Source organism: Aeromonas sp. R4-2, assembly GCF_040908295.1.
Taxonomy (GTDB): domain Bacteria; phylum Pseudomonadota; class Gammaproteobacteria; order Enterobacterales; family Aeromonadaceae; genus Aeromonas; species Aeromonas veronii.
In genome coordinates this window covers 193287-216780 of sequence record NZ_JBFODL010000024.1, presented here as the reverse complement: position 1 = coordinate 216780, position 23494 = coordinate 193287, and the positions used below count along the sequence as shown (strand labels likewise).

Genomic DNA, 23494 nt, shown 5'->3' with positions numbered 1-23494 from the left:
TTGCTTCATAAGAAAACTGGCCAGCAGGGGCTGGCCAGTCGGGGTGGTTGTCACAGAGATCAGAAGCGGTAGGTACCGGTCAGACTCAGCTGACGGGGCGTACCCGGCATGATCTGGGTGGCACTGGTGGCGCTGACAAAGTACTCGTGATCGGTCAGGTTTTCGGCGCTCAGCTCGGCTTCCCACTGCTGCCAGCGATAACCGGCGCGCGCATCGAAGCGAGCGTAACCGGGCAGAGTGGTGGTGTTGGCGTTGTCGGCAAAGCGATCGCCCACTGCCGTCACGCCGGTTTCGCCGAACCAGCCCTGCTCGCCACTCTTGTAGCCGAGATAGAACTGGCCATTCTGACGGGAGACGTTCATCGGGCGCTTGCCCTGCAGATCCGCATCCGCCTTGACCTGCTCGGCATCCTGAATGGCAAAGCCGCCACGCAGATAGATCTCGTCGGTCAGCTCGGCGCGGGCGCTCAGTTCGACCCCTTCGGTACGCTGCAGGCCGGTGAGGATCACCTTGGTGGGATCCAGCGGATCCTTGGTGCGCTTGTTGTACATCTCCAGTCGATAGAGGGAGAGAGTGGTCGCCAGCTTGCCGTTCAGCCAGTCACTCTTCACACCACCTTCGTAGAGGCGGGTGTGCTGGGGGTCCAGCCCGTTGTTCTTGTCACCCGGGGTGATGCCGATCAGCTCGCCGCCCACCGGAGTGAAGGTCTTGCTGTAGGAGGTGTAGAAGGCGTGATCCTCGAGGGGGTTCCACACCAGACCGAGGCGCGGGCTCAGGCTGTTGACCGAGACGCTCTCCTCCTTGTTGAGGTCGTAGCGGCGACTGGTGACAGTGAAGTCGTCACGGCGCAGCCCGCCCACCAGATGCCAGTCACCCAGGCTGAGCTGATCCTGCAGATAGAGGCCATTGCCGCGCACCTTGTGTTTGGCGTCGCTGGAGAGCTTCATGGCCCCATTGTAAGTAGGCAGCGAGCCCGGATCGTAGAGGTTGCCAGACGGGATGGCGGTGGCGTTCTGGTAGAGCTTGGGTGTGCGCTCCTGCCAGTTCTGCTCGAAGCCAACCAGCAGGCGATGTTCCACCGGGCCGGTCTGGAACAGACCTTCTGCCTCGGTGTTGCTAATCAGGTTCTTCGCTTTCAGATCCTGCTGCCAGCGGGAGCGGGTCACCTGATCCCCTTTGACGCTGGTGACATAGGTGTTGTCAAACTGGCTGTCGAGGGTGGAGTACCCGAGCTGCTGGCGCAACTGCCACTGATCGTTGATATCCCAGGAGAGGCGGGAGCGGGTGGATTGCGCCACGTCATCGATGAAGTCGCGGCTGGTATCGCTGTAAACATACTCTCGCGGCACATCGGCCGGACGGCCATTGACCCCGGGAATGCCGCGATCCGGGGTGCGGTCATGTTCGTTGCGCTCGTACTGTACCAGCCAGTTTAGGTTGTCGCTGATCTCCCAGTTGGCGGAAGGCGCCAGCAGGGTGCGCTTGCTCTTCACGCCGTTGCGGAAGCTATCTTTGTCCTCTTGCGCCATGTTGAGGCGCAACTGCACCTGCTCACTCGCCTCGCCATTGAGGTCGGCGGCCAGCCGCTGGCTGTCAAAGCTGCCGACCCGGGCGGTGACGCTGGACTCCTGCCCTTTTTGCGGCTTCTTGCTGACCCGGTTGACGATGCCCCCCGTGCTGCCACGGCCGTAGAGCACGGCAGCCGGGCCCTTGAGCACTTCCACCCGCTCGATGTTGCCGAGATCCCGGGTGTACTGCATGTCGTCGCGGAACCCGTCGAGATAGAAGTCGTTGCTGGCGCTGAAGCCGCGGATATTGACCCCATCGAAGCGGGTGTCACCGCTGGCGTTGACCCCGGGAATGCCGCTCAGGGCTTCACTCAGCGTCGGTTGGCCGAAGGCGGTCAGCTCGCTGACCTTGACGCTGTCGATGGTCTGGGGCACCAGCTTGGCTGGCGTATTGGTACGGGTTGCGGTGGCAACTTCCTGATGCTGGGATCGTTTGCCAACCACTGTCATGGTTTCATCGGCGGCCTGGGCAGTGAAGCCTGTGCCCAGCAGTGCCAGCGAGACCAGCGTTCTGCGAAAGTGAGGGTGCTGCATATTCAATATTGACTCTTTGGATGTCGACCTGACGGCTCGAACATATTGATTTAATTATAATTAGCCTGACCCGCTTAAGCGGGATGTCAATGATATTGATTTTCATTTGTCTGGCAAGGTGAAAATGGAGAGGGGTATTGGAGGCGGGTTCTGCGGTCGGGGGAGCTCGGCTGAAAAGCAGAGTCATTGCAGCAAACCGCTAGAACGAAGCGAGGGAAAAAGGGCGTAGAGGAAGAAAAAGGGGCTAAACGTGAAGCGATATCTGGCCCGATAGGACGGGCCGGATATCGGACTCAGTGGGTACGCAGCAGCCGGCGGGTGAGGGGCTGGGCCGCCAGCAGGCGATAGGCCAGCAGAGACGATCCCAGCAGCAGCGGCACCTTGGCGATCTCCCACAGGATGGATGCGCCCTGCGGGCCGAATACGAAGAGCCAGACCACCAGCATCATGTGCAGGCAGTAGATCCCGAGCACTTTGGGGGCCTGACGTTCAAGCCAGCTGCCCTTGCCCCACTCGGGGTTGGCCAGCAGCAGGCCAAACAGGCCGATAGTCCAGGGAAGGGAGCCGAGCAGGAAGTCGTGGCGGGTGAGTGGCACCCCGGCGAAGTGCTGCAGCGCCCAGGCTTCACAGCCATAGAGCGCCACGCCCACCAGCAGCAGTTGCCAGCCGGTGTGGGCATCGGGCTGCCACTGACGCTGGCGCAGCAGGGCACCAAGCGCCACAAACAGCAGGGAGAAGAAGGGGCCGTTACGGGTGAGCAGTGGCCACTCGGCACCCAGCAGCGGCTTGGCATAGGAGCCCCCCAGCAGCGCCAGCAGGTAGAGGCCAAGACCCAGCCAGAGGGCGAGCGCTGGTCTGCCAAGCCGGTAGCAGAGTGCCAGCAGGGTCACCGCCATGATCAGGGCTGGCAGGAACCAGAGGTGGATCATGCCGCCCACCAGCCAGCCATTGAGGGGGTCGCCGAGCTGGAATTGCCACTGCCCGCGCAGGGAGGCCAGATAGCCTTGCTGCACGGCATCCAGCGGATTGAACGGCACCAGCAGGTAGACCAGACTCCATACCAGCCAGAGCAGCAGCAAGGGGCGGCAGTAGCTCCAGGTAACGGTCAGCGGCGCCTCGCGACTCAGTCTCGGCTGCAGAAAGTAACCGGCACAGAGGAAAAACAGCGGCACGGCAAAGCGGCATAACTGGTTGATGGTGCCGCTCAGCCAGAGCCAGGATCCGCTTCCCCACAGGGTGGGATTGAAGGGGTTGGCGAAGGGGGATACGTGAATGGTCATCACGGCCAGAATGGCCAGTACCCGCCCGCACTCGATACTGGAAATACGCATGGTGGCTCGTCGTTACAGGGGTTGTGATGGCACGCTAAAATTCTTACTGCTAGGTTACAACCAATTGATTCTATTAGTGTGAATCACACTGTTGAGTAGTTACGTTTTGTAACGGGATGGCGGAAGGTGTTACCTGTAGCGGGAACTGGATCCCATTTTTTGGGCGCGCTCATGCAGATAAAAAAGCGAGGCAGGTGCCTCGCTTGGTTGGGGATCTCGAGCTTACTGGTGAGTCAGCATGCTGCTCTGGTTGGCTGCAAGGGTGGTTCTGCCCGAGCTCTCCAGCCAGGTTTTGATCCGCTTGGCATCGGCGACCCGATCGTTGGTGGTTTCGGCATTGAGTAGCACCATGATCACCGGCTCACGATTGACCTTGGTACCCAGCACCAGACAGCGGCCCGCTTCGCGGATATAGCCGGTCTTGGAGAGGGTGAACTCCCATTGCCCTTCGCGGATCAGCCGGTTGGAGTTGAGGTAGTGCAGCTGACGCTTGTTGGTACGCACATAGCTCTGCTCGTCGGTGGAATATTGGCGGATCAGCGGATAGGAGGCCGCTGCGGCGGCGAGTTTGGCGAGATCCTGCGCGGTGGAGACATTGCGCGGGTTGAGCCCTGTGCTGTCGGCGTAGCGGGTATTCCACATCCCCAGCATGCGGGCTTTGGCGTTCATCGCCTCGACGAAGGCACGCTGGCCGCCAGGATAGTGGCGGGCCAGCGCCGAGGCGGCGCGGTTTTCAGAGGACATCAGGGCGATATGGAGCATTTCGGCGCGGCTGAGCCTGGAGCCGATGGCCAGTCGTGAACCGGTTCCCTTGATGCGGTCGATGTCGGCATTGGTCACGGTGAGCATTTCGTTGAGGCGCAGGTTGGCATCCAGCACTACCAACGCCGTCATCAGCTTGGTGAGGGAGGCGATGGGCATCACCCGGTTGCCGTTGCGCTCGGAGATCACCTCGCCGGTTCTGTGGTTGGCCACCACGAAGGCAGCCGAGCTGAGGTTGGGCACATCCCGTCGCTCGAGAAAGCCGCTGCTGCTTTTGCTGCTGGCGGAAAAGGGGTTGGCATGGGCATTGTCCATAGTGGCCGGCAGCATTACTGCGCCAAGCAACAGGGGAAGGAGGGAACGCATCATCATGATCAGCTCTACCGGACGAAATACAGGGATATCTCGCTAAGTTATATGTCGTGAACTGGCGCTTCACAATCATTCTCACCTTGATATTGATAATTTACGGCGTTGAGCGTGCTCTGACGGCGAGGAGAGCGTAAAAAAGGTCTCCATAGAGACCTTTTTTGCATTGAAACTATGGACTGGCCGTGATGGCGAGCGGAAGCCAGCGCTAAAAAAATCGGGACCAGAACGGTCCCGATAGGCATGGAGCATTGCTTGCCGTTTAGTGGGCATCTTCCTGCTTGATCTTGAAGCGCATGGCGATCACCACGAACAGCAGCGGGCCAATGATGGTCCAGACGCCGGTGGAGATATCGCCGGAGATAAAGGGGGCGACCACGGTAAAGACGTTGCCGAAGGCGACCAGGATCAGGCTGATGATGGTGGCAAGCAGTACCGAGCCTGCGCTCTTGAAGAAGATCAGGTCCTTGCCCAGCGCCGGGTTGTTGCGATAGCGATACCAGGCGTAGATGAGGAACATGTAGGGCAGGGTCATGCCGACGTTGGTCATGGTGATGATCAGCTCATAGAGGGCGGCGGCCCCTTCCGGGTTGATCAGGGTAAAGATGGACTTGGCGGCAATGAACAGACAGACCACCCAGGCTTGCACCTTGAGGGCTTCAATCCGCACGCCATTCTCGTTCTCGCGCTGGAAACGCTCCGGCCAGAAGTAACTCGGGGTGCCGGTGATGAACTGGCGCAGTGGCGCGTAGGAGAGGGCGATAAAGGCACCCAGATAGCTCAGGAACATGCCAAGGCCAGCAAAGCGCATGAATACCTGTCCCAGCCACTCGCCACCGAGATGGCGCCCCAGCTCCAGCATGATGATGAAGAGGGCGGAGAGAGAGGTGATCCCCTCGGCCGGGAAGTCGCTCCAGCGCATGATGGAGCCGACCGCCAGAAAGCCGATGATGTAGCAGAGCACGATGAAGGCGCCGGAGAGGAAGATGCCGCGCTTGAGGTCGCGCTCCGGATCTTCCAGTTCGTCAGCCACCCCGGCCATCGCCTCGACCCCGCCGTAGGCGAAGATGGCGAACACCATAAAGCCGAGGAAGGGGATGATGTCGTTGAAAGCGGCATTGGGAGAGGCCGTCAGCGATGCCTGGGTGAAGGGCTCCTGCAGAGTCATGCCGCTCACCGCGAAGGTGAAGACGCCACCGACCAGCAGCAACACGTTGAGTGCCACCACGGAGAGACCGCCGATGGCCGCCACTTTGGCGAAGCGGGCGCTACCCAGGGTGATGAGCTTGGTGACGGTGGCAACCAGCGCGATGGCGACCACGCCCAGAATAAAGGGGCCGAAGTCGATGCCGGTGCCCAGGGTGACCGGGATGACGGTGATGTCGCGGCCAAACAGCATGAAGGAGAGGGGCACCCACATAGAGAGCGCCTTGCCAAACATCCAGATGACGTAGGAGGCGAACCACATGGTCAGACCGATAAAGGCGAATCGGGTCGAGACCGAGTGGCGCATCCAGGTAAAGATACCGCCCGCCTCTTTGCGAAAGCCGGTGCCGAATTCGATCATCATCAAAATGAACGGGATGAAGAAAAACAGACCGCCAATCACGAACATCGGAATGGCGGCATATCCCATTCGGTAAAAACCGATCCCGATATTAGTGACGCCAAATACCGATGTTAATATCATCAATATAAAAGCGCCCAACTTCAGCTTTTTTGCTGACATATTAAAAACTCCCTGATGGTGCTGGATTTAAAATAATCAAAAATTAAACAGACGAAACTGGGCCCATTAATAACGCGGTAGCGCCATGCCATCCTGCTGTGACGGGCGCGATCGGGTCATCTCTGACCGGGCTGGCTTACCCGTCAGGCGGTCAATGAATGTATGGGCGGAGCTGCATGGTCTGTGCCATGCGCGGTATTGGTCAGCGTTGCCGAAAAATAACTGTGAACGATTTTATCATTAATGCTGCTGGGCAGGTAAGTTTCCCGAATGAAGCTGTGGTTGAAATAAACAGACCTGCCAGTTAATTGATACGTTGCGGATGTAAACATTTACGCCCGGGCCGACACTTATTTCCATTATTGGTATTCGGCATATTTGGCGGAGTGAATTACGCCATCCTGCCTGATAAATACGCACCAATGGCGACAGCGCTTATCCTCCCAGCCGGGTCAGCAGCACGCCGCCGGTAATAATGGCCGCCGCCGTCAGCCGCATGCGCCCGAGCGGCTCTTTCAGCAGCCAGACAGAGAGCAGCATGGCAAACAGCACACTGCTTTCGCGCAGAGCCGCGACCACGCCAATGGGGGCTTGGGTCATGGCCCAGATAACAATCCCGTAGGCGAGCAGTGACATGGCACCTCCTGCAATTCCCGCCATCGTATGGCGACGGATCTGGCGCCATGCGTTGCGTTTCTGGTGGACGAGCAACACCAGCAGCATCGCCAACCCGGTACAGGCAAAGAGCCAGAGGGTGTAGCGTACCGGTTCACCCCCTGCGCGGGCGCCGGCTCCATCCGAGAGGGTATAGGTCGCCGTGAACATGGCCGTGATCAGTGCTGCCCGAACCGCTTTGCTGTCAAGGCGCTGCTGCCCGCCTCGCCAGGCCATCAGCAAGACCCCCATGATCAGCACGCAGGCGCCGATGATGCCGCCGTAACCGGGGTAGTCCCCCAGCAGCAGGGCACTTAACGCCATGGCGAGCAGTGGGGCACTGCCACGGGCCAGCGGATAGATCTGGCCAAAATCGCCCTGATTGTAGGCATGGCTGAGAAACAGGCAGTAACCGATATGGAGCAGGACTGAGAGGCCGAGCCAGGGCAGCTCGGCAGCAGAGGGAAGCCCCATGGGCAGCAGCGCCACGGCGGCGATAAGCCCTGAGAAGATCGCCACCAGTGACACCCCCACCAGCCGCTCTTCGCCAATTTTGACTAGCGCATTCCAGCTGGCGTGAAGCAGGGCTGCCAGCAGAACGGCAAAAAAGACGGTGGTGCTCATGGGAAAGGACTCTCGGGCGATGGGGGTCAACAGCATACCCGCCCGGAGCCTGATTGGCCGAGATCTTTATCAAGGCTTCGGCTTTGCGGGGCTCGCCTCCTGCGTGGTGGCGTTACCCAGCTGCCCCAGCACCAGTTTGGGATGGGGGTCGGTCTGCAGCGGAATATCCTGCAACTCTGTTCCCTGCTGATGGCGATGGATGATCCCGGCGGCCATCTTGCCCAGCGCCTCGTAGCTGCTGATGGTGCCAACGCTGCAGCCGTGCTCGACGAACAGCTCGGCACTGCAGATGGTAGGGATGGCAGCTGCGTTGAGCGCATTCAGCAGGCGGGGGGCGATGGAGAGCAGATAGCTGTCTGCGGCCAGAAAGACGATGTCGTTTTTGGCATCCTGTTGCAGCCGCTTCAGTTCGTTGTCCAGCCGCCGTGGGTCAGGGGCCATTCGCCAGGTGACCATCTGCCACTGATAGCGTTTTGCTTCATTGAGCAGCATGTCGGCCACCAGCAGGGTGTTCTGCTCACGGGGGTTGAAGGGCAGCAGCAGCCGCTTGCCGGTGGCCAGATGCTCGCTGGCGTTGGCCAGTTGCAGCGCCATCGGCACCATGTTGCTTACCCCGGCCACCATGCTGTTCTGGGCTTTGTCTTCCGAGAGAATGTCAGCCCCGACCGGATCGGAGACCACATTGAAAATCAGAGGCTTGCGGTTGGCCACCAGGCTCTTGGTCATGGTGGTGGCGGTGGTGCCAAAGGTGTAGATGTAGTCGTATTCGGCCAGTTTCGGCAGCATCTGCTGGCGCAGCATGGTTGCCAGCGCCGTACGATCCTGATCGGCGTTATAGATGGTGATGGTGGCCTGATAGCCAAGGCGGGTCAGCTCTGCCCGAAAGCCCGCCTCGGCTGCGGTTTCACCGCGCCACAGCACCATGGCGATAGAGAGGGCGTGAGCGGGAAGAGCCAGCAGCAACAGCAGGAAGAAAGGCAGCCTGACCATAATCATCTCTCCGGCGATACATCTACTGTTGAGCCTAGGCTACTTTATCCGGTCGTGAACGACGCCCAGCAAAAAGCGCGATGGCAAGCCATCGCGCTTTGGGGATCCGCAAAACCTCGATTAAAAGTCGTAGCGGGCAGCCAGCTGGAAGTCATCCTTGTTGGCAGTCGCTTTGCCGGCAACGCTGTCCAGATTGTTGATGCGGTACTCGCCAATCACCCGCAGGTTCTTGTTGAATTTGTACTGGGCACCCAGGGTGTAGTAGTCAATGGCATCGGTTTTCTTGCCGCCACTGACTTCCTGCTCCTGTTTGTTCCACAGAGCCATCAGACCGAAGCCGTTCTCGAAGTTGTAGCCCAGCGCGGCTTCCCAGCCGGTATGGTCGGTGCCACTTTGGACAAAGTCAGAGCCATCGGCATAGCTCAGAGCCGCATAGGCCGCCTTGTTGTCGAACTTGGCAGAGATCAGCCACAGTTTGGCGTCTTCGGTATTCTTTTCCTGACGTTGGCCAACGTTGTAGGCGGTACCCAAAGACAGATTGAACGGGAAGGTGTAAGCCATGGCTGCACCATAGGCTGGGTCAGCTGCGGAGGTCTTGTTGCTGCTCTTGTCTTCTTCTTGGCCGCCATCAAATTTGTAGCTGGCATCAAACTGGAAGCCATTGAACAGGCCGGAATATTTCAACACGGAACCGGCGCGGTTGGTGGCGAAGGTGTCAGTCTTGGCGCCCAGCGCGTCGTTGCCGTAGCCGTCGGAGAGGGAGACATCTGTCCAGTCGGCCAGGAAGCCCGGGGCCCCTTTCTGGCGACCGAAAGTCACAGTACCCCAGTCAGCGCCGACACCGGCAAAGGCCAGACGGGTGCGCAGGTTGTCTGTGCTTCCATCTTTACCCAAGGTCTTTTCGCTGTCGTTGATGTACATCTGCACTTCGTACTGGGCCAGCGCCTTCAGGCCGCTCTGGATCTGGGTCTCGGCCTTGGCACCGAAACGGACAAACTGGTTTGCCCCTTGCTTAGCGCTGTAATCCTTGGTGCCATTCGGATTGGCAGTATCGACGTTTTCTTTCTTGTCGCCGAAGAATTGGCCAGCGTAGATACGGCCATAGAGATCCAGCATGGAGGTGTCATTTTTGTACACTTCAACGGCTTGAGCCTGGAAGGCTGCGGTGAGAGCCAGTGCCACTACAGTCAGCTTTTTCATCTTAATCCCTTGTGGTGTTGCAAGCTTTTGTTTTGAAAACGGGGTCATGCTAGGCAGCGGGGATGACAGCGGGGTGACAGTTGGATGAAGAGTCGATGGCAGTTGGGTTGCAATTGGATGAATTGGCTACATTCTTGCTCGCAGCGGCTACTTTTGTGCGCAAAGGTTTGCCCTTGTGGTAGAATGCCGCCCGTTTTCGAGCTCCATAGGTTGGATATGCGATGAGACGTGAACTGGCAATCGAGTTTTCCCGAGTGACGGAAGCGGCTGCACTGGCTGGCTACAAGTGGCTCGGACGTGGTGACAAGAATATCGCTGATGGGGCGGCTGTAGCGGCCATGCGCCACATTCTCAACCAGATCGAGATCGATGGTGAGATTGTGATCGGCGAAGGTGAAATTGATGAAGCGCCGATGCTCTATATTGGCGAGAAGGTTGGTACCGGACACGGCGACGCGGTGGATATCGCGGTCGATCCCATCGAGGGTACCCGCATGACTGCCATGGGTCAGGCCAACGCACTGGCCGTGCTGGCGGTGGGCGACAAGGGTTCTTTCCTGAAAGCGCCTGACATGTACATGGAAAAGCTGATCGTCGGGCCCAAGGCCAAAGGCGCCATCGACCTGGATCAGGCTCTCGAGCTGAACCTGAAGTCCGTGGCCAAGGCGCTGGGCAAGCCGCTCTCCCGTCTGACCGTCATTACCCTGGCCAAGCCGCGTCATGACAAGGCAATCAAGGAGATGCAGGGTCTGGGTGTGCGGGTGTTCGCCATTCCTGATGGTGACGTTGCCGCCTCCATCCTCACCTGTCTGCCGGACAGCGAAGTCGACATGCTGTATGGCATCGGCGGCGCACCGGAAGGGGTGATTTCCGCGGCGGTGATCCGCGCGCTGGATGGTGACATGCAGGCCCGTCTGGTGCCGCGTCATCGCGTCAAGGGCGACAGCCCGGAAGTGCGTGCGCTGGGCGAGCAGGAAATTGCCCGCTGCGAAGCGCTGGGCATCGATGTGAACAAGGTGCTCAAGCTGGAAGACATGGCGAAGAATGACAACGTCATCTTCTCCGCCACCGGCATCACCAAGGGTGATCTGCTGGATGGCATCACCAGCGATGGCGTGATGGCGACCACCGAGACTCTGTTGATCCGTGGTAAATCCCGCACCATTCGTCGTATCAAGTCGATCCATTATCTTGAGCGTAAAGACAGCGTGGTTCGCGATATCATCCTGTGATGATGGCTCGCTGAACCGGCTGTGTCTGAAGCCCGATCGCCCGTGCGGTCGGGCTTTTTGTTATGCGCCAGCTACGTTTGTGCCGCCGCTTCGGCTATGGTGGCTCAGACCGTCCCAAAGGAGTGGAGTCTATGGAGTGTCGTAGCGGCTGCGCTGCCTGTTGCATCGTCCCCAGTATCAGCAGTGCCATTCCCGGTATGCCAGATGGCAAACCGGCTGGCGTCCCCTGTATCCAGCTCGATAGCGCCCTTGGCTGCAAGATCTTCGGTCAACCGGAGCGGCCAGCGGTGTGCGGCGGTTTCCGCCCCATGATGGATGTGTGCGGCAGCCACCGTGCCGAGGCCATCTGGCTGATCGGCGAGCTGGAGCGGCTCACTACCTGACGAGGGCAGGGCGAAGAGATAAAAAAAGAGGCCGCATCATGCGGCCTCTCGCGTTTCTGTTCGCCGGGAATCAGATCCCCGCCAGTTCCAGTGCCTGACGATAGTACTCGTTGGCCTTGTTGGTAAGGCGGCGTTTGTCCATCAGCTGGCCGAGGGCGTGGTAGGCGGCGGCGCTCGGCGCCCGCTCCACCTCCTGCTCCAGCAGCTTCTGGGCGTCGTCCAGCTGACCTGCCAGCAGATAGAGCTGGGCCAGTGCGGTGTCCACCTCCGGTTGCCCCTGCTGCTTTTGCAGCAGCGTCAGCAGCGGCTGGTAGCTGTCGAGTTTCAGCTTGGGCAGGCGAGTCAGCAGCTGTGGCATCGGCTGTTTGCGCAGCGCCTCCTGCCACAGGGTGGCGGCCTCGCCATCGGCGCCCAGCTGGCGCAGCAGATCGCCGTAGCATGCTAGCAGTTCTGGCTCGAGGCGCAGCTTGCGCGGCAGATCCTGCCATACCGCTTTGAGGGTCTCGAGGCTGCCGGCAGCCTGTTGCAGGCGGCCACACCAGGCCTGTTGCAGCAGATCTTCTTCCTGTTTCGGGGTCAGCTTGCCGACCTTGTGCAGTGTCGGGATCAGGTCGCATAGGGCGCTCCAGTCCTGACGGGCCAAATGCACCTGGCGCAGCTGATCCAGCACCATGGGGTGGCGCGGGTTGAGGGCGTAGACCGACTCCAGCATCGCCAGCGCGGTATCGTACTGGCCCTGCTCGATCTGCAACTGGGTCTGGGTCAGGGTGAGCGCCAGCTCGGCTTTGGGATTCTCCTCCTGCGCTTTTTGCAGGTATTGATCCCGGCGGGCGTCGTCACCACGGGCCTGTGCCGCCTTGGCGGCGCTCAGGTAGTTGAGCAGCGGGGTGTCGCTGTTGCTGGCCCCCTTGATCATCAGCTTTTCAGCCTGACTGTAGTGCCCTTCGGCCATTGCCAGGGTGGCGGCGACGGTCTGTTGATTGGCCTTGCGGCGGCGGCGCGAGCCGTACCAGCCGAGGGTCTTGCGGCGCAGGCCGAATACCCGACCCAGCAGCCACTCGACGATCAGCAGGGCGCCGTAGAACAGCACGGCCAGGATCACCGCGCTGGTGACGGAGGATTCGATGGTGTAATTGCCAAGAGCAATCAGCACATAGCCCTTGTTACCGGAGGCTTGCGGGCCAAAGATCAGCCCTGCGACCATCACGGCAACCAGAATGATTATACGGATCATGGTGCCCTCCTCAGCTGCTGGCCAGAATGCGTTGCAGGCGTTCGGTCAGCACCTGCTCCAGCATGGCCTGGGTCTTGAACTGGGCCGGATAGTCGATCTGGATCTGCTCACCCTTTAGCTTGTCGATCTCGCCCTGCATGTAGCGGGTGGCGCTATTGTCGGTGTCGAAATATTGGGTCAGCCAGCGCTGGGCCTTGTCCAGGCTGTCTTCGTAGAGCGCCTGCTGCTCGCGATAGACGGAGAGCTGGGCCTGCAACAGCTTGGTCTTGAGGTTTTCACGCAGGAAGATCTCCTGCTGCGGCGAGAGCAGTGCCTCGACCGCGCCATCGCGGCGACGGATGGTGACGAAGTTCTCGGTGAACTTGACCCAGTTTTTCTTCAGGTTGCTCTCCCACTCGTCGGGATTGGTGCTGACCGCTTGATCCGGCTCGGCCTTGGCTTCCGGCATGCTGACGGTGGAGAGGGGCAGCAGCTCGATCTGGTCGGACAGGGCAGCCAGCTTGAGGGTCAGCCCCTCGCGGTCGATGCGCGGCATCCCCTTGAGCTTGGCGATATCCTCGGCCAGCGCCTTGCGGATCGGCATCAGGCTGGGGTCGTTGAGGGCGGCGATGCGCTCGTCAGCGTTGCCGAGCAGGGTGATGGCGGAGACGAGGTCATGCTCCAGCCACAGTTTGCGGCCCGCCATCCGAACCAGATACTCGGATTCGGCCAGCATCCAGTCGTTGGGGCGCTTGTCATTCAGGTCCAGTACCCGGTTTTGCAGACCCTGCATCTCTCCCTGCAGCCGCTGCTGGGTCTGGCCCAGCGCGGCCAGCTGCTCGGCATCCTTGCTGCTGGTCTGGTCGATCTTGCTCAGGGCGCTCGCCAGCTGTTGCTTGAGCTGGGCCAGTTCGGCCTGCTGGGCCACGGCGTTCTTGTGACCGTGCAGATAGAGACCACCGGTCAGGCCAAGGGCCAGCAGGATGGCGACCCCTCCCAGTACGGCACCGGAGCGGCTCTTGCTGCCATTGAGCACAGCGGTCGGCTGGGGTTTGACCTGGGATTCTTGTTGTTCTGTCATTCTATCTTCCTCAGTTCCAGTGCGGCCGTCAGGGCCTGGTTGGATGCACCTTGGGCAATCGTGATATGGATAAAGCCCGCTGCGCTGGCCATCTCGGCCACGCGCGGGCTGGGGACCACCAGCAGGCGGTCAAAAAGCCAAGGCCGCTGGTGGTCGGGAACCAGCTCCAGCAGCCGTTGCAGCAGTTCACCACTGGTAATGAGCAGGCTGTCCAGCCCCGCTGCCTGCCAGTGGCGGGTCAATCTGTCCCCGTCAAGCTCGGGGTAGTGGCGCTCATAGGCCGCACAATAGTGCACCAGAGCACCGCGTGAGGCCAGTGTGCTGGCGATGAGATCCCGCCCGCCATTGCCGCGCAGGATCAGTACCCGTTTGCCTGCTATCTGCTGCAGGGCGGGCAGGGCCAGCAGCCCTTCGCTGCGCGGGTCATTCGGGCAACTTGCCGTGATGCCTATGGCTGCAAACGCATCTGCGCTGGCCTGACCCACCGCAAAGTACTCAATATGTGGCCAGGTCTGACCAGTTTGCAACAGAAAATCGTGTGCAAAATGAACGGCATGGATGCTGACGGCGATAACCACGTCAGCACTGCGCAACAGGTCGGGCAGGAGAGGGAGTTCGCTGCCCGCCACGGTTTCCAGCAGCGGGCAGCAGAGTGGTGCATGGCCGTGCTGGCGCAGCAACTGCACCAGCTCGGCGGCCTGGGCGGCCGGACGCACCACCAGCGGGGTCATGCGCGGTAGACCTCGGCCAGGATCTCGTCGGCACCGGCGGCCAGCAGGCGCTGGGCCAGTTGCTCGCCGAGGGCCTCACCATCGGCCAGCGGACCGCGGATCTCGTCACGAATCACCTGGCTGCCATCCGGGCTGCCCACCAGACCGCGCAGCCAGATCTGCTCGCCTTCGACCAGTGCGTAGGCACCGATAGGCACCTGACATCCCCCTTGCAAGGCGCGATTCATGGCTCGCTCGGTCAACACCCGGGCGCGGGTCTCGGCGTGCTCCAGCGGCGCCAGCAGAGCGTGCAGCTCAGTATCGTCGAGGCGGCATTCGATGCCGACCGCACCCTGGCCGTTGGCAGGCAGACTCTGCTCCGGCTCGATAAAGGCGGTGATGCGGTGCGCCATCTCCAGTCGTTTCAGACCGGCGGCGGCGAGGATGATGGCGTCGTACTCACCCGCATCCAGCTTGGCAAGGCGAGTGTTGACGTTGCCACGCAGGTCGCGGATCACCAGATCCGGGCGGGCTGCGCGCAGCTGGCACTGGCGGCGCAGGCTGGAGGTGCCGACCACGGCCCCTTGCGGCAGTTCGGCAATGGCCTTGAAACGATTGGAGACGAAGGCATCGCGGGGATCTTCCCGCTCGCAGATGGTGTGCAGGCCGAGCCCCTCGGGGAACTCCACCGGCACATCTTTCATGGAGTGAACGGCGATATCGGCCCGCCCTTCCAGCATGGCGGTCTCCAGCTCCTTGACGAACAATCCCTTGCCGCCCACTTTGGCCAGCGGGGTATCGAGGATCTTGTCACCCTGAGTGCTCATGGGCACCAGTTCGACCTGCAACTGCGGGTGCAGGGCTTCGAGCCGGTCTTTGACAAAGTTGGCCTGCCACAGGGCCAGCGGGCTCTTGCGAGTGGCAATTTTCAGGGTTCGGGCTGCCATATCAATCAGTTGTTTCATTTTTAGAAGGAAATCGATATTACCACCCTTTGCCCGGGCTTTCATGGCGGAGCCGGCAAAAGCGGGGCCAAGCTCAAAAATGCATGCTGAAAATGATTTTCATTAAGCAAGGGGTGTTGATTAATTCATTGAATTTATTGTGATTTAATGATTTCCCCTGATACTTGATGTGGTCATACCAGAAATAATCTGACGTTTAGCTGAAGGCTTGTTTACCACCGCTGTTTGCATTGTTAACATGATCACACTTTTTTGACGTATCCCCCTTTTGGTGCGTCATTTTCACTTAGGTGATAGGCAGGGCATTGCAGGAACACATCGATACGCTGGTTGCGCGTTATGACGACATTACCCGTCTCAAGACGCAACGGGCGTTAGGCCTCATGAGTCGCTATGGGCAGCAGGTATTCCAACTGCTGCCTGTCATGCTGCACTTCAATCATCCCCTGCTGCCCGGTTATGTCTCCGGTGATGTCCCTCATGGTATCTGGAGCTTCAGCGCCACCGCCGAGCAGCAAGCCTTTATCGATGACCTCTGCCGCAACGCCAACTGTCAGAGCGGCCTTGCCACCCATGATCGGGCCATTCAGGGGCTCTACTCCATGGGCAGCACCTCCTCCATCGGTCAATGCTGTCACTCCGATCTTGATATCTGGGTCTGCCACGTGGCCGGTTTGTCGCAGGAGCGGCTCGATCTGCTGGAGCTGAAATGCCAACAACTCTCCAAGTGGGCCGAACAGCGCGGGGTCGATCTCAACTTCTTCCTGATCCCGGAAGACAAGTTCCGCCAGACCAACGATGCCCAGATGCAGGGGGAGAGCTGCGGCAGTGCCCAACACCTGCTGCTGCTCGACGAGTTCTACCGCAGTGCCATGCGTATCGCGGGCAAACGCTTGATTTGGTATCTGGTGCCCACCGAGTGTGATGATCACTACGATGCGTATGTGAACGAGCTGTTCGAGAGCGGCAAGCTCAAGCAGGACGACTGGCTCGATCTAGGCAGTTTTGACCGTATTCCGGCCGAAGAGTATTTCGGTTCCGCCCTGTGGCAGCTCTACAAGGGGATCGACTCCCCCTACAAGGCGGTGCTCAAGTCGGTGCTGATGGAAGCCTACTCGCACGAGTATCCCAATACCCGCCTGCTGTCGATGATTGGTCGCGACTGGTTCCAGCACAACGAGGGGATGCACTACCGGCTCGACAACTACTGTCTGATGCTGGACAAGGTGACCAACTACCTCAAGTCCATCGGCGACATGGCGCGGCTTGATCTGGTGCGCCGCTGCTTCTACCTCAAGGTGTGCGACGGTCTCAGCCATCCCAAGGATGATCACTCCCCCGAGTGGCGCCGCGAGCAGATGAGCCAGCTGGTCTCCTACTGGGGCTGGGGTCAGGACAAACTCTATCAGCTCGATCATCGCCACGAGTGGAAGATCGAAGAGGTGAAGATCGCTCACGCCGAGCTGCTGGAAGCCCTGATGCAGAGCTACCGCAACCTGATCCAGTTCGCTCGCCGCAACAACATCAGCGAGTCGATCAACCCGGAAGATATCGGCATTCTGTCGCGCAAACTCTACGCCGCGTTCGAGAGCCTGCCGGGCAAGGTGCAGCGCATCAACCTCAAGATCGCGCCGGATCTCAGCGAGCCGGATCTCAGCTTCGTGCAGGTGCCCCACGGTCGCCTCAACCGCGCCGGCTGGTATCTCTACAAACATTCGCTGGAGCCGGTGGACATCATTGGCCGTGCGCCGCTGGAGTTCAACGGCTACATCAGCAAGCTGGTCTCCTGGGCCTACTTCAACGATCTGTTGACGCCCCAGTCGCGGGTGCATCTGTTCAATCAGGGCTCGGATCTGCACATCGACAATCTGCACCAGTTCTGCCGTGATCTCTCCGGCTGCTTCCCCGAGAAGTACCCGCTGGCCACCAACCTGGCCCTCAGTCGGCCGTGCGAGATCCGCCAGCTCTCCATCTTCCTCAATCTGGAGATGGACCCGACCAGTCACTGGGTAGGTCAGGTGATCGAATTTGACGCCAACACCGTGGATGTCTTCTCGTTCGGCCGCAATCAGGAGTGTCTGGTCGGCTCGGTGGATCTGGTCTACCGCAACTCCTGGAGCGAGATCCGCACCCTGCACTTCCAGGGGGATGAAGCCGTGGTCGATGCCCTCACCACCATCCTCGGCAAGATGCATCAGGATGCCGCCGCCCCCGAGATGATCGAGGTGTTCTGCTACAGCCAGCACTTCCGCTCTCTGGTGCGCTCCCGCTTCCAGACCCTGGTGGCGGAGTGTATCGACCTGCGCCTTGCCCGCGACAAGCAGCAGCTGGTCAAGACCATGGCCCTTGGCCGCGAGAAGTACGGCATCTTCTTCGAGCGGCGCGGTGTGTCGGTGAAGAAGCTGGAAAACGCCATCGATTTTTACCGTCACATCTCCCACAACAAGCTGGATCACCTGCCGCTGCGGCTCGACAAGACCCACAGCCAGCATCTGCCGAGCATCGTCGATGCCTACGCCAGCGAAGGATTGGTGCAGTTCTTCTTCGATACCCGGGATGCGGGCACCAACATCTATATCCTCGATGAGGCGAACCGGGTGGAGATCTACCAGCACTTTGCCGGCAACAAGGATGAGCTGGTGGCGGGGGTCAACCGCTTCTACACCTCCAATCACGAGCGGTTCAGCGATGATGGGCAGTTCATCAACTTCAACCTGCCCCAGTACTACGAGATAGTACAAGTGAATGGCGAGCTGGATGTGATCCCCTATCGCAGTCAGGGCACTCTGCGCGAACAGGTACCGCCCGCTCGAGAAGTGGGCTGACCCGTCAGTTGGAATCGCCATAAAAAACGGCCTGCAGATGCAGGCCGTTTGCTTTGCCGGAAGGGCTCACGCGCCGAGGCGAGCCAGCAGCCAGCTGCGAATGTCGCCGAGCTGCGGACGGCAGATCTCGTGGCGCATCGGGTACTCGTGCCACTCGGGGGCGAGCCCGGCAGCTTCAAGCCGGTTCTTGGCATCCCAACCGAGCGACAGGCTCACCACATCGTCGTAGATGCCGTGCATGTAGCAGATGGGCAGGGTGCGAGCAGCCTCGCTCATCTCGCCGAGCAATTTGTCGGGGGCGGCCAGATAGGTGGACATGCAGAGCAGGCCCGCCAGCTGTGCCTTATAGCGCAGCGCGGTGAAGGAGGCAATTACTCCGCCCTGTGAGAAACCTGCCAGCACGATCTGCTCGGGGGCAAACCCGTTGGCCACCAGCTGATCGAGCAGGGCGGCAATCTGGTCGGCCGATTCACGGACATGGGACTCCACGGCCCGCTCGGCGGGATCCTCGAAGCTCTTGATGTCGTACCAGCCGCGCATCTTGTAGCCCATATTGATGGTGATGGGGCGCTCGGGGGCATCCGGCAGCAGGTGACGCACCGGTAGCTCGGCGGGCAGATCCAGCGCGTCCACCAGCGGGGCGAGACCGGCGCCGGAATCACCCAGCCCGTGTAGCCAGATCACCGCATGACGGGCGCCCTGCGGGTGCAGGTCGATCATGGGAACACCACCTCTTCGCCCGCCTGGGCGGTGCAGGATTGGCTCAGCAGCGCCTTGAGCTCGTGGCCGAAGCGGTTGTCGATCCAGGTGTCACCCTGCAGTTCGAAGTGGAAGCCGTTCTCGCGGGTGGCGACCCAAATCTGGTGCAGTGGCTCCTGCTTGTTGATGATGACCTTGGTCTTGTTCTCGAAAGAGAGGGTCAATACGCCGCCGTTGCGTTCGCAGTCGATATCCGGATACCCCTCGTCGAGCGTGTCTTCCACATATTGGAAAAAGGCATCGGTCAGGGCGTGATACTCGTGATCCTTCATCGGTTTATCCTGTTGCTTTTAACAATGTGAGTGCGATTATAGAGGGCCAAAAATTTTTTCGCAGCGAACCATTATGATCACTCAGTTCACCAAGTGTCTGCTTGCCACTCTTCTGTCCCTCGGGTTGGCCGCGTGCGGTCTGAAGGGGCCGCTCTATATGCCGCCCCCCGAGCAGCCACAGAGCCAGAGTACACCGCAAGCAGCACCGCCTGCGACCTCCGAGGCTGCCACCGAGGCCGCGCCGCACTAATGCCGCACCCATTCTAGGAAGGAACCGCCCCCTTGGATCACTTTAACTACGACGCCGACGGCCAGCTTCAGGCCGAGCAAACCTCGCTGCAACAGCTTGCCGAGCAGTACGGTACCCCGCTTTACGTCTACTCCCGTGCGACCCTCGAGCGCCACTGGCACGCCTTCGACAAGGCCGCTGGCGATATTCCCCATCTGATCTGCTATGCGGTGAAGGCCAACTCCAATCTGGCGCTGCTCAACCTGCTGGCACGACTGGGCTCGGGGTTTGACATCGTCTCCGGTGGCGAGCTGTCGCGGGTACTGGCGGCGGGCGGTGATCCGGCCAAGGTGGTCTTCTCCGGGGTGGCCAAGAGCGAGGCCGAGATGCGCCTTGCGCTGGATAAAGAGATCCTCTGTTTCAATCTGGAGTCGGAAGCCGAGCTGGAGCGCCTCAATCGGGTGGCAGGCAGCATGGGCAAGAAGGCTCGCGTCTCGGTGCGGGTCAATCCGGATATCGATGCCGGTACTCACCCCTATATCTCCACTGGCCTCAAGCAGAACAAGTTCGGCATTCCCATCGAGCTGGCGCCAGCCATCTATCGCAAGGCGGCCGCGATGGCGAACATCGAGATCGTCGGGGTGGATTGCCATATCGGCTCGCAACTCACTGAATTGAATCCCTTTATGGAGGCGGCTGACAAGTTGCTGCGGCTGATCGACGGTCTGGCTGCAGAAGGGATTCATATCCATCATCTGGATGTGGGGGGCGGCCTTGGGGTCAACTATGGTTCCGAGCAGCCACCCCATCCCACCGAATATGCCGAAGCGCTGAAGCAGAAGCTGGCGGGCCGGGATCTGACCCTGCTGTTCGAGCCGGGCCGCGCCATCGTCGCCAATGCCGGTGTGCTGCTGACCCGGGTCGAGTACCTGAAGCCGGGCGAGACCCGCAACTTTGCGCTGATCGATGCCGGCATGAACGACATGCTGCGCCCTTCGCTCTACGGCGCCTGGATGAACATCATCGAGGTGGATAGCCGTGCCGGCCATGCTCCCGCGGTCTATGACGTGGTGGGCCCGGTGTGCGAGACCGGCGACTTCCTCGGCAAGGAGCGCACCCTGGCCATTGCCGAGGGCTCCCTGCTGGCAGTGCGTTCGGCCGGAGCCTACGGCTTTACCATGTCATCCAACTACAACACCCGTCCGCGCGCAGCCGAAGTGCTGGTGGATGGTGCCGAAGCACACCTGATCCGCGAGCGTGAGCAGTTGGCCGATCTCTGGCGCGGTGAGCACCTGCTGCCCTGATGGCGCAGGCTGGGACAATGATTTCATAACGGTTGACGGTGAGTTTTTACAGCCCTGACAGCACAGGAATGCACGATGTGGATAGATTGTTCCAGGATGCATGGGGCTTTGGACAACGACTTCATGGCGCTTGGCGACCCTTGGTTCGGTGAATTTTTACAGCCCTAACAGCACAGGAATGCACGATGTTGATAGATTTTTCCAAGATGCATGGCTTGGGCAACGACTTCATGGTGGTGGATGGCGTCACCCAGAAGGTATTTTTCAGCAATGACGTCATCAAGAAGCTGGCAGATCGCCACTTCGGGATCGGCTTTGACCAGCTGCTGCTGGTGGAGCCGCCCTATGACCCTGAACTCGACTTTCACTATCGCATTTTCAATGCCGATGGCAGCGAGGTGGAGCAGTGTGGCAACGGTGCCCGCTGTTTTGCCCGTTTCGTGCGTCTCAAGGGGCTGATCAACCGGGATCGCATCGCGGTCAGTACCGCCCGGGGTCGCATCGTGTTGCAGCTGGAGGGGGAGAATCAGGTCACGGTCAACATGGGTGTTCCCCAGTTTGAGCCGGGCAAGATCCCGTTCCGGGCCCAGAAGGCAGAGAAAACCTATCTGCTGCGGGCGCAGGAGCATACCGTGATGTGTGGCGTGGTCTCCATGGGCAATCCCCACTGCGTCATCGAGGTGCCTTCGGTCGCCGATGCACCGGTCGAGACGCTCGGTGCCATCATGGAGCGCCACGAGCGTTTTCCCGAGCGGGTCAACGTCGGTTTCATGGAGATGGTCAACGCCACCGAGATCAAGCTGCGTGTATTCGAAAGGGGCTGTGGCGAGACTCTGGCCTGCGGCACCGGTGCCTGTGCGGCGGCGGTGATTGGCATCAGTCAGGGCAAGCTCAAGGAGCGGGTCACCGTCAGTCTGCCGGGCGGCAAGCTGACCATCGCCTGGAAGGGGCCGGGCCAGCCGGTCTATATGACAGGCCCCGCCGAGCATGTGTTTGACGGCCAGATAGAGGTTTAGCCGATAAAGGTTCAGGTACGGGGGGCGTTGGCCCCCTTTGCCCATGATGTCGGGGCAGCGAGCCCCATTTCTCTGATGGATCAACCAATTTATGAGCGAACTCAAACGGCAGGAGCAATCGGTGGATGAAGCCACTGTGCTGGAGTACCTGGCCCGTTATCCCGAGTTTTTCCAACGCCATGCCGCCGTGCTGGACCGGATCCGCATTCCCCATGAACGCAAAGGGTCGGTCTCGCTGGTCGAGCGCCAGCTGGAGCGTCAGCGCGAGCGGATCGAACAGCTGGAGCAGGAGATCACCGAATTGATGGGGATCGCCAGCGAGAACGAACGGATCTTCCGGGTCTATGCCGATCTCTACGGCGAGCTGTACGGTTGCCAGACCCTGTTCGAAGTGAGTGCCGTGATGGGCAAGGCCTTTGTCCAGCGGCTGCGCCTGACCGGGTTGCGGCTCTGGCTCAATCCCAAGAAGTTTACCCTGAGCGGGCCCGAGCAGCGCTTTCTGGCACAGGGCAAGCAGCTCGAATCCCTGCTGGGTCAGCGTCTGCCGGGGCAGGATTACTACTTTGGCCGCCTGAGCCAGAGCGAGAAGCAGGCGCTGTTTGGCCACGATGTGCTGGTCAACTCGGTGGCCCTGATGCGGCTCGGCGATCTCGGTGTGCTGGCCTTCGCCAGCTCGGATCCCGGCCATTTTACTCCCCACAACGACACCCTGCTGCTGGGCCAACTGGGGCGCCTGCTGCAACTGCGTCTGCCCGAGTTGACTCATGGCTAGAACACCGGCCAGGGCGCCCGCCAAAGCTCCCGTCGTCGCACCGCCACTGCCTGCGGCACTGGCGGACGAACTGGCGGCCTTTATCGAATACCTGAGGGTCGAGCGTCAGCTCAGCCCTCATACCCGCAATAACTATCAAGCCCATCTGGAGGCGATGACCGCCGAGCTGGTGGCCCTGGGGCTCACTGACTGGGGTCGGCTCGAGGCGAGCCAGGTGCGCACTCTGGTGACCCGGATGCACAAGGGGGGACTTGCTCCTCGTTCCCTTTCCACCAAGGTCTCGGCCCTGCGCAGCTTTTGCGATTGGCAGGTGCGGCAGGGGCGGCTGACCGCCAATCCGGCTCGCGGTATCGTCACCCCCAAACAGGGGCGGCCGCTGCCGAAAAACCTCGATGTGGACGAGATGCACCAGCTGCTCAACATCACCGACGAGCAGGATCCGCTGGCGGTGCGGGATCGCGCCATCATGGAGCTGATGTACTCTTCAGGGCTGCGTCTGGCTGAGCTGGTGGGGATCAATCTGGTGGATCTGAAGCTCGACGACCGTCAGCTCAAGGTGACTGGCAAGGGCTCGCGGGAGCGGGTGCTGCCCATCGGCCGGATGGCGGTCGAGTGGTTGCAGAAGTGGCTCAAGGTGCGCCCGCTGCTGGCCGGGGACGAGAGCGAGGCGCTGTTTGTCTCCAGCCGCAAGCAGCGGCTGTCGGCCCGTTCGGTGCAAGCCCGCCTCGATGGCTGGGGCAACAAGCAGGCGCTCAACGCCCACGTCCATCCCCACAAGCTGCGCCACAGCTTCGCCACCCATATGCTGGAGTCCTCCGGCGATCTGCGGGCGGTACAGGAGCTGCTGGGACATGCCGACCTCTCTACCACCCAGATCTATACCCACCTCGACTTCCAGCATCTGGCCAAGGTTTACGACAGCGCCCACCCCAGGGCCAAGCGTGACCCGGATGCGCAGGACGATGAATAACG

The 23494-nt window shown here is 60.5% G+C and carries 21 protein-coding genes; 8 read left to right on the top strand and 13 right to left on the bottom strand.

The genetic code is table 11. The annotated features are described in order from the left end of the window. Nucleotides 1-59: 59 nt before the first annotated feature. From AB5Y99_RS19220 to AB5Y99_RS19190, 7 genes are all read right to left on the bottom strand, one after another. Entirely contained in the window at nt 60-2102 is a 2043-nt protein-coding gene (locus tag AB5Y99_RS19220; protein WP_368210547.1) for a TonB-dependent receptor, read from the bottom strand. Nucleotides 2103-2395: 293 nt separating this feature from the next. Next, a complete protein-coding gene (locus AB5Y99_RS19215; RefSeq protein ID WP_368210546.1) occupies nt 2396-3433 on the bottom strand; it encodes an acyltransferase in 1038 nt (345 codons plus the stop codon). 222 nt (nt 3434-3655) lie between these two features. Continuing rightward, nucleotides 3656-4567, bottom strand: a complete 912-nt coding sequence (gene pbpG, locus AB5Y99_RS19210; protein ID WP_368210544.1) for a D-alanyl-D-alanine endopeptidase — start codon at nt 4565-4567, stop codon at nt 3656-3658. A gap of 259 nt (nt 4568-4826) precedes the next feature. Continuing rightward, on the bottom strand, nt 4827-6293 hold the full coding sequence (gene yjeM, locus AB5Y99_RS19205; RefSeq protein WP_042053465.1) for a glutamate/gamma-aminobutyrate family transporter YjeM: 1467 nt from the start codon (nt 6291-6293) through the stop codon (nt 4827-4829). A 435-nt stretch (nt 6294-6728) separates the two neighbouring features. Then, a complete protein-coding gene (locus AB5Y99_RS19200) occupies nt 6729-7607 on the bottom strand; it encodes an EamA family transporter (protein WP_368210541.1) in 879 nt (292 codons plus the stop codon). Nucleotides 7608-7640: 33 nt separating this feature from the next. Continuing rightward, the gene (locus tag AB5Y99_RS19195; protein ID WP_368210538.1) at nt 7641-8561 is read right to left on the bottom strand and encodes an ABC transporter substrate-binding protein; all 921 of its coding nucleotides are present in this window, start codon (nt 8559-8561) and stop codon (nt 7641-7643) included. A gap of 120 nt (nt 8562-8681) precedes the next feature. Beyond that, on the bottom strand, nt 8682-9761 hold the full coding sequence (locus AB5Y99_RS19190) for a porin (protein WP_368210537.1): 1080 nt from the start codon (nt 9759-9761) through the stop codon (nt 8682-8684). A gap of 221 nt (nt 9762-9982) precedes the next feature. On the opposite strand from AB5Y99_RS19190, the gene glpX reads away from it, so the two are divergent. Continuing rightward, the gene (gene glpX, locus AB5Y99_RS19185; protein ID WP_005336386.1) at nt 9983-10993 is read left to right on the top strand and encodes a class II fructose-bisphosphatase; all 1011 of its coding nucleotides are present in this window, start codon (nt 9983-9985) and stop codon (nt 10991-10993) included. 131 nt (nt 10994-11124) lie between these two features. Then, on the top strand, nt 11125-11376 hold the full coding sequence (locus AB5Y99_RS19180) for a YkgJ family cysteine cluster protein (protein WP_042053467.1): 252 nt from the start codon (nt 11125-11127) through the stop codon (nt 11374-11376). A gap of 70 nt (nt 11377-11446) precedes the next feature. Here AB5Y99_RS19180 and AB5Y99_RS19175 read toward each other — a convergent pair whose 3' ends face one another. From AB5Y99_RS19175 to hemC, 4 genes are read right to left on the bottom strand one after another with little or no spacing between them, the layout of a single operon-like run. Then, on the bottom strand, nt 11447-12610 hold the full coding sequence (locus AB5Y99_RS19175) for a heme biosynthesis HemY N-terminal domain-containing protein (RefSeq protein ID WP_042053468.1): 1164 nt from the start codon (nt 12608-12610) through the stop codon (nt 11447-11449). Between the two features lie 10 nt (nt 12611-12620). Then, the gene (locus tag AB5Y99_RS19170; protein WP_042053469.1) at nt 12621-13670 is read right to left on the bottom strand and encodes a uroporphyrinogen-III C-methyltransferase; all 1050 of its coding nucleotides are present in this window, start codon (nt 13668-13670) and stop codon (nt 12621-12623) included. Continuing rightward, nucleotides 13667-14401 carry a uroporphyrinogen-III synthase gene (locus AB5Y99_RS19165; protein WP_204480747.1) on the bottom strand — a complete coding sequence of 245 codons (735 nt, stop codon included), beginning with the start codon at nt 14399-14401 and terminating at the stop codon, nt 13667-13669. Before AB5Y99_RS19165 ends, AB5Y99_RS19170 begins: the two co-directional genes overlap by 4 nt. After that, on the bottom strand, nt 14398-15327 hold the full coding sequence (gene hemC / locus AB5Y99_RS19160) for a hydroxymethylbilane synthase (RefSeq protein WP_136501663.1): 930 nt from the start codon (nt 15325-15327) through the stop codon (nt 14398-14400). Before hemC ends, AB5Y99_RS19165 begins: the two co-directional genes overlap by 4 nt. Nucleotides 15328-15650: 323 nt before the next feature. Here hemC and AB5Y99_RS19155 point away from each other — a divergent pair, with 323 nt between their 5' ends. After that, nucleotides 15651-18170, top strand: coding sequence for a class I adenylate cyclase (locus AB5Y99_RS19155; protein WP_368210533.1), 2520 nt, complete (start codon nt 15651-15653; stop codon nt 18168-18170). A 66-nt stretch (nt 18171-18236) separates the two neighbouring features. On the opposite strand, the gene AB5Y99_RS19150 is transcribed toward AB5Y99_RS19155, so the two are convergent. Both AB5Y99_RS19150 and cyaY read right to left on the bottom strand, forming a co-directional pair. After that, nucleotides 18237-18890 (bottom strand): alpha/beta hydrolase, encoded by a 654-nt coding sequence (locus tag AB5Y99_RS19150; RefSeq protein ID WP_368210532.1) that lies wholly within the window; start codon nt 18888-18890, stop codon nt 18237-18239. Then, nucleotides 18887-19201, bottom strand: a complete 315-nt coding sequence (gene cyaY / locus AB5Y99_RS19145) for an iron donor protein CyaY (RefSeq protein ID WP_069554181.1) — start codon at nt 19199-19201, stop codon at nt 18887-18889. Before cyaY ends, AB5Y99_RS19150 begins: the two co-directional genes overlap by 4 nt. A gap of 73 nt (nt 19202-19274) precedes the next feature. Here cyaY and AB5Y99_RS19140 point away from each other — a divergent pair, with 73 nt between their 5' ends. The 5 genes from AB5Y99_RS19140 to xerC all read left to right on the top strand — a co-directional run bounded on the left by AB5Y99_RS19140 (nt 19275) and on the right by xerC (nt 23492). Then, nucleotides 19275-19451, top strand: coding sequence for a lipoprotein (locus AB5Y99_RS19140; RefSeq protein ID WP_074045189.1), 177 nt, complete (start codon nt 19275-19277; stop codon nt 19449-19451). A gap of 32 nt (nt 19452-19483) precedes the next feature. Continuing rightward, the gene (lysA, locus tag AB5Y99_RS19135; RefSeq protein ID WP_245095674.1) at nt 19484-20734 is read left to right on the top strand and encodes a diaminopimelate decarboxylase; all 1251 of its coding nucleotides are present in this window, start codon (nt 19484-19486) and stop codon (nt 20732-20734) included. Nucleotides 20735-20919: 185 nt separating this feature from the next. Continuing rightward, on the top strand, nt 20920-21750 hold the full coding sequence (gene dapF / locus AB5Y99_RS19130) for a diaminopimelate epimerase (protein ID WP_005336371.1): 831 nt from the start codon (nt 20920-20922) through the stop codon (nt 21748-21750). Nucleotides 21751-21841: 91 nt separating this feature from the next. Beyond that, nucleotides 21842-22522: a DUF484 family protein gene (locus AB5Y99_RS19125; RefSeq protein WP_043821859.1), complete on the top strand. Its 681-nt coding sequence runs from the start codon at nt 21842-21844 to the stop codon at nt 22520-22522. Beyond that, entirely contained in the window at nt 22515-23492 is a 978-nt protein-coding gene (xerC, locus tag AB5Y99_RS19120) for a tyrosine recombinase XerC (protein ID WP_043821861.1), read from the top strand. The genes AB5Y99_RS19125 and xerC overlap by 8 nt, the downstream gene beginning before the upstream one ends. Nucleotides 23493-23494 lie beyond the last annotated feature (2 nt).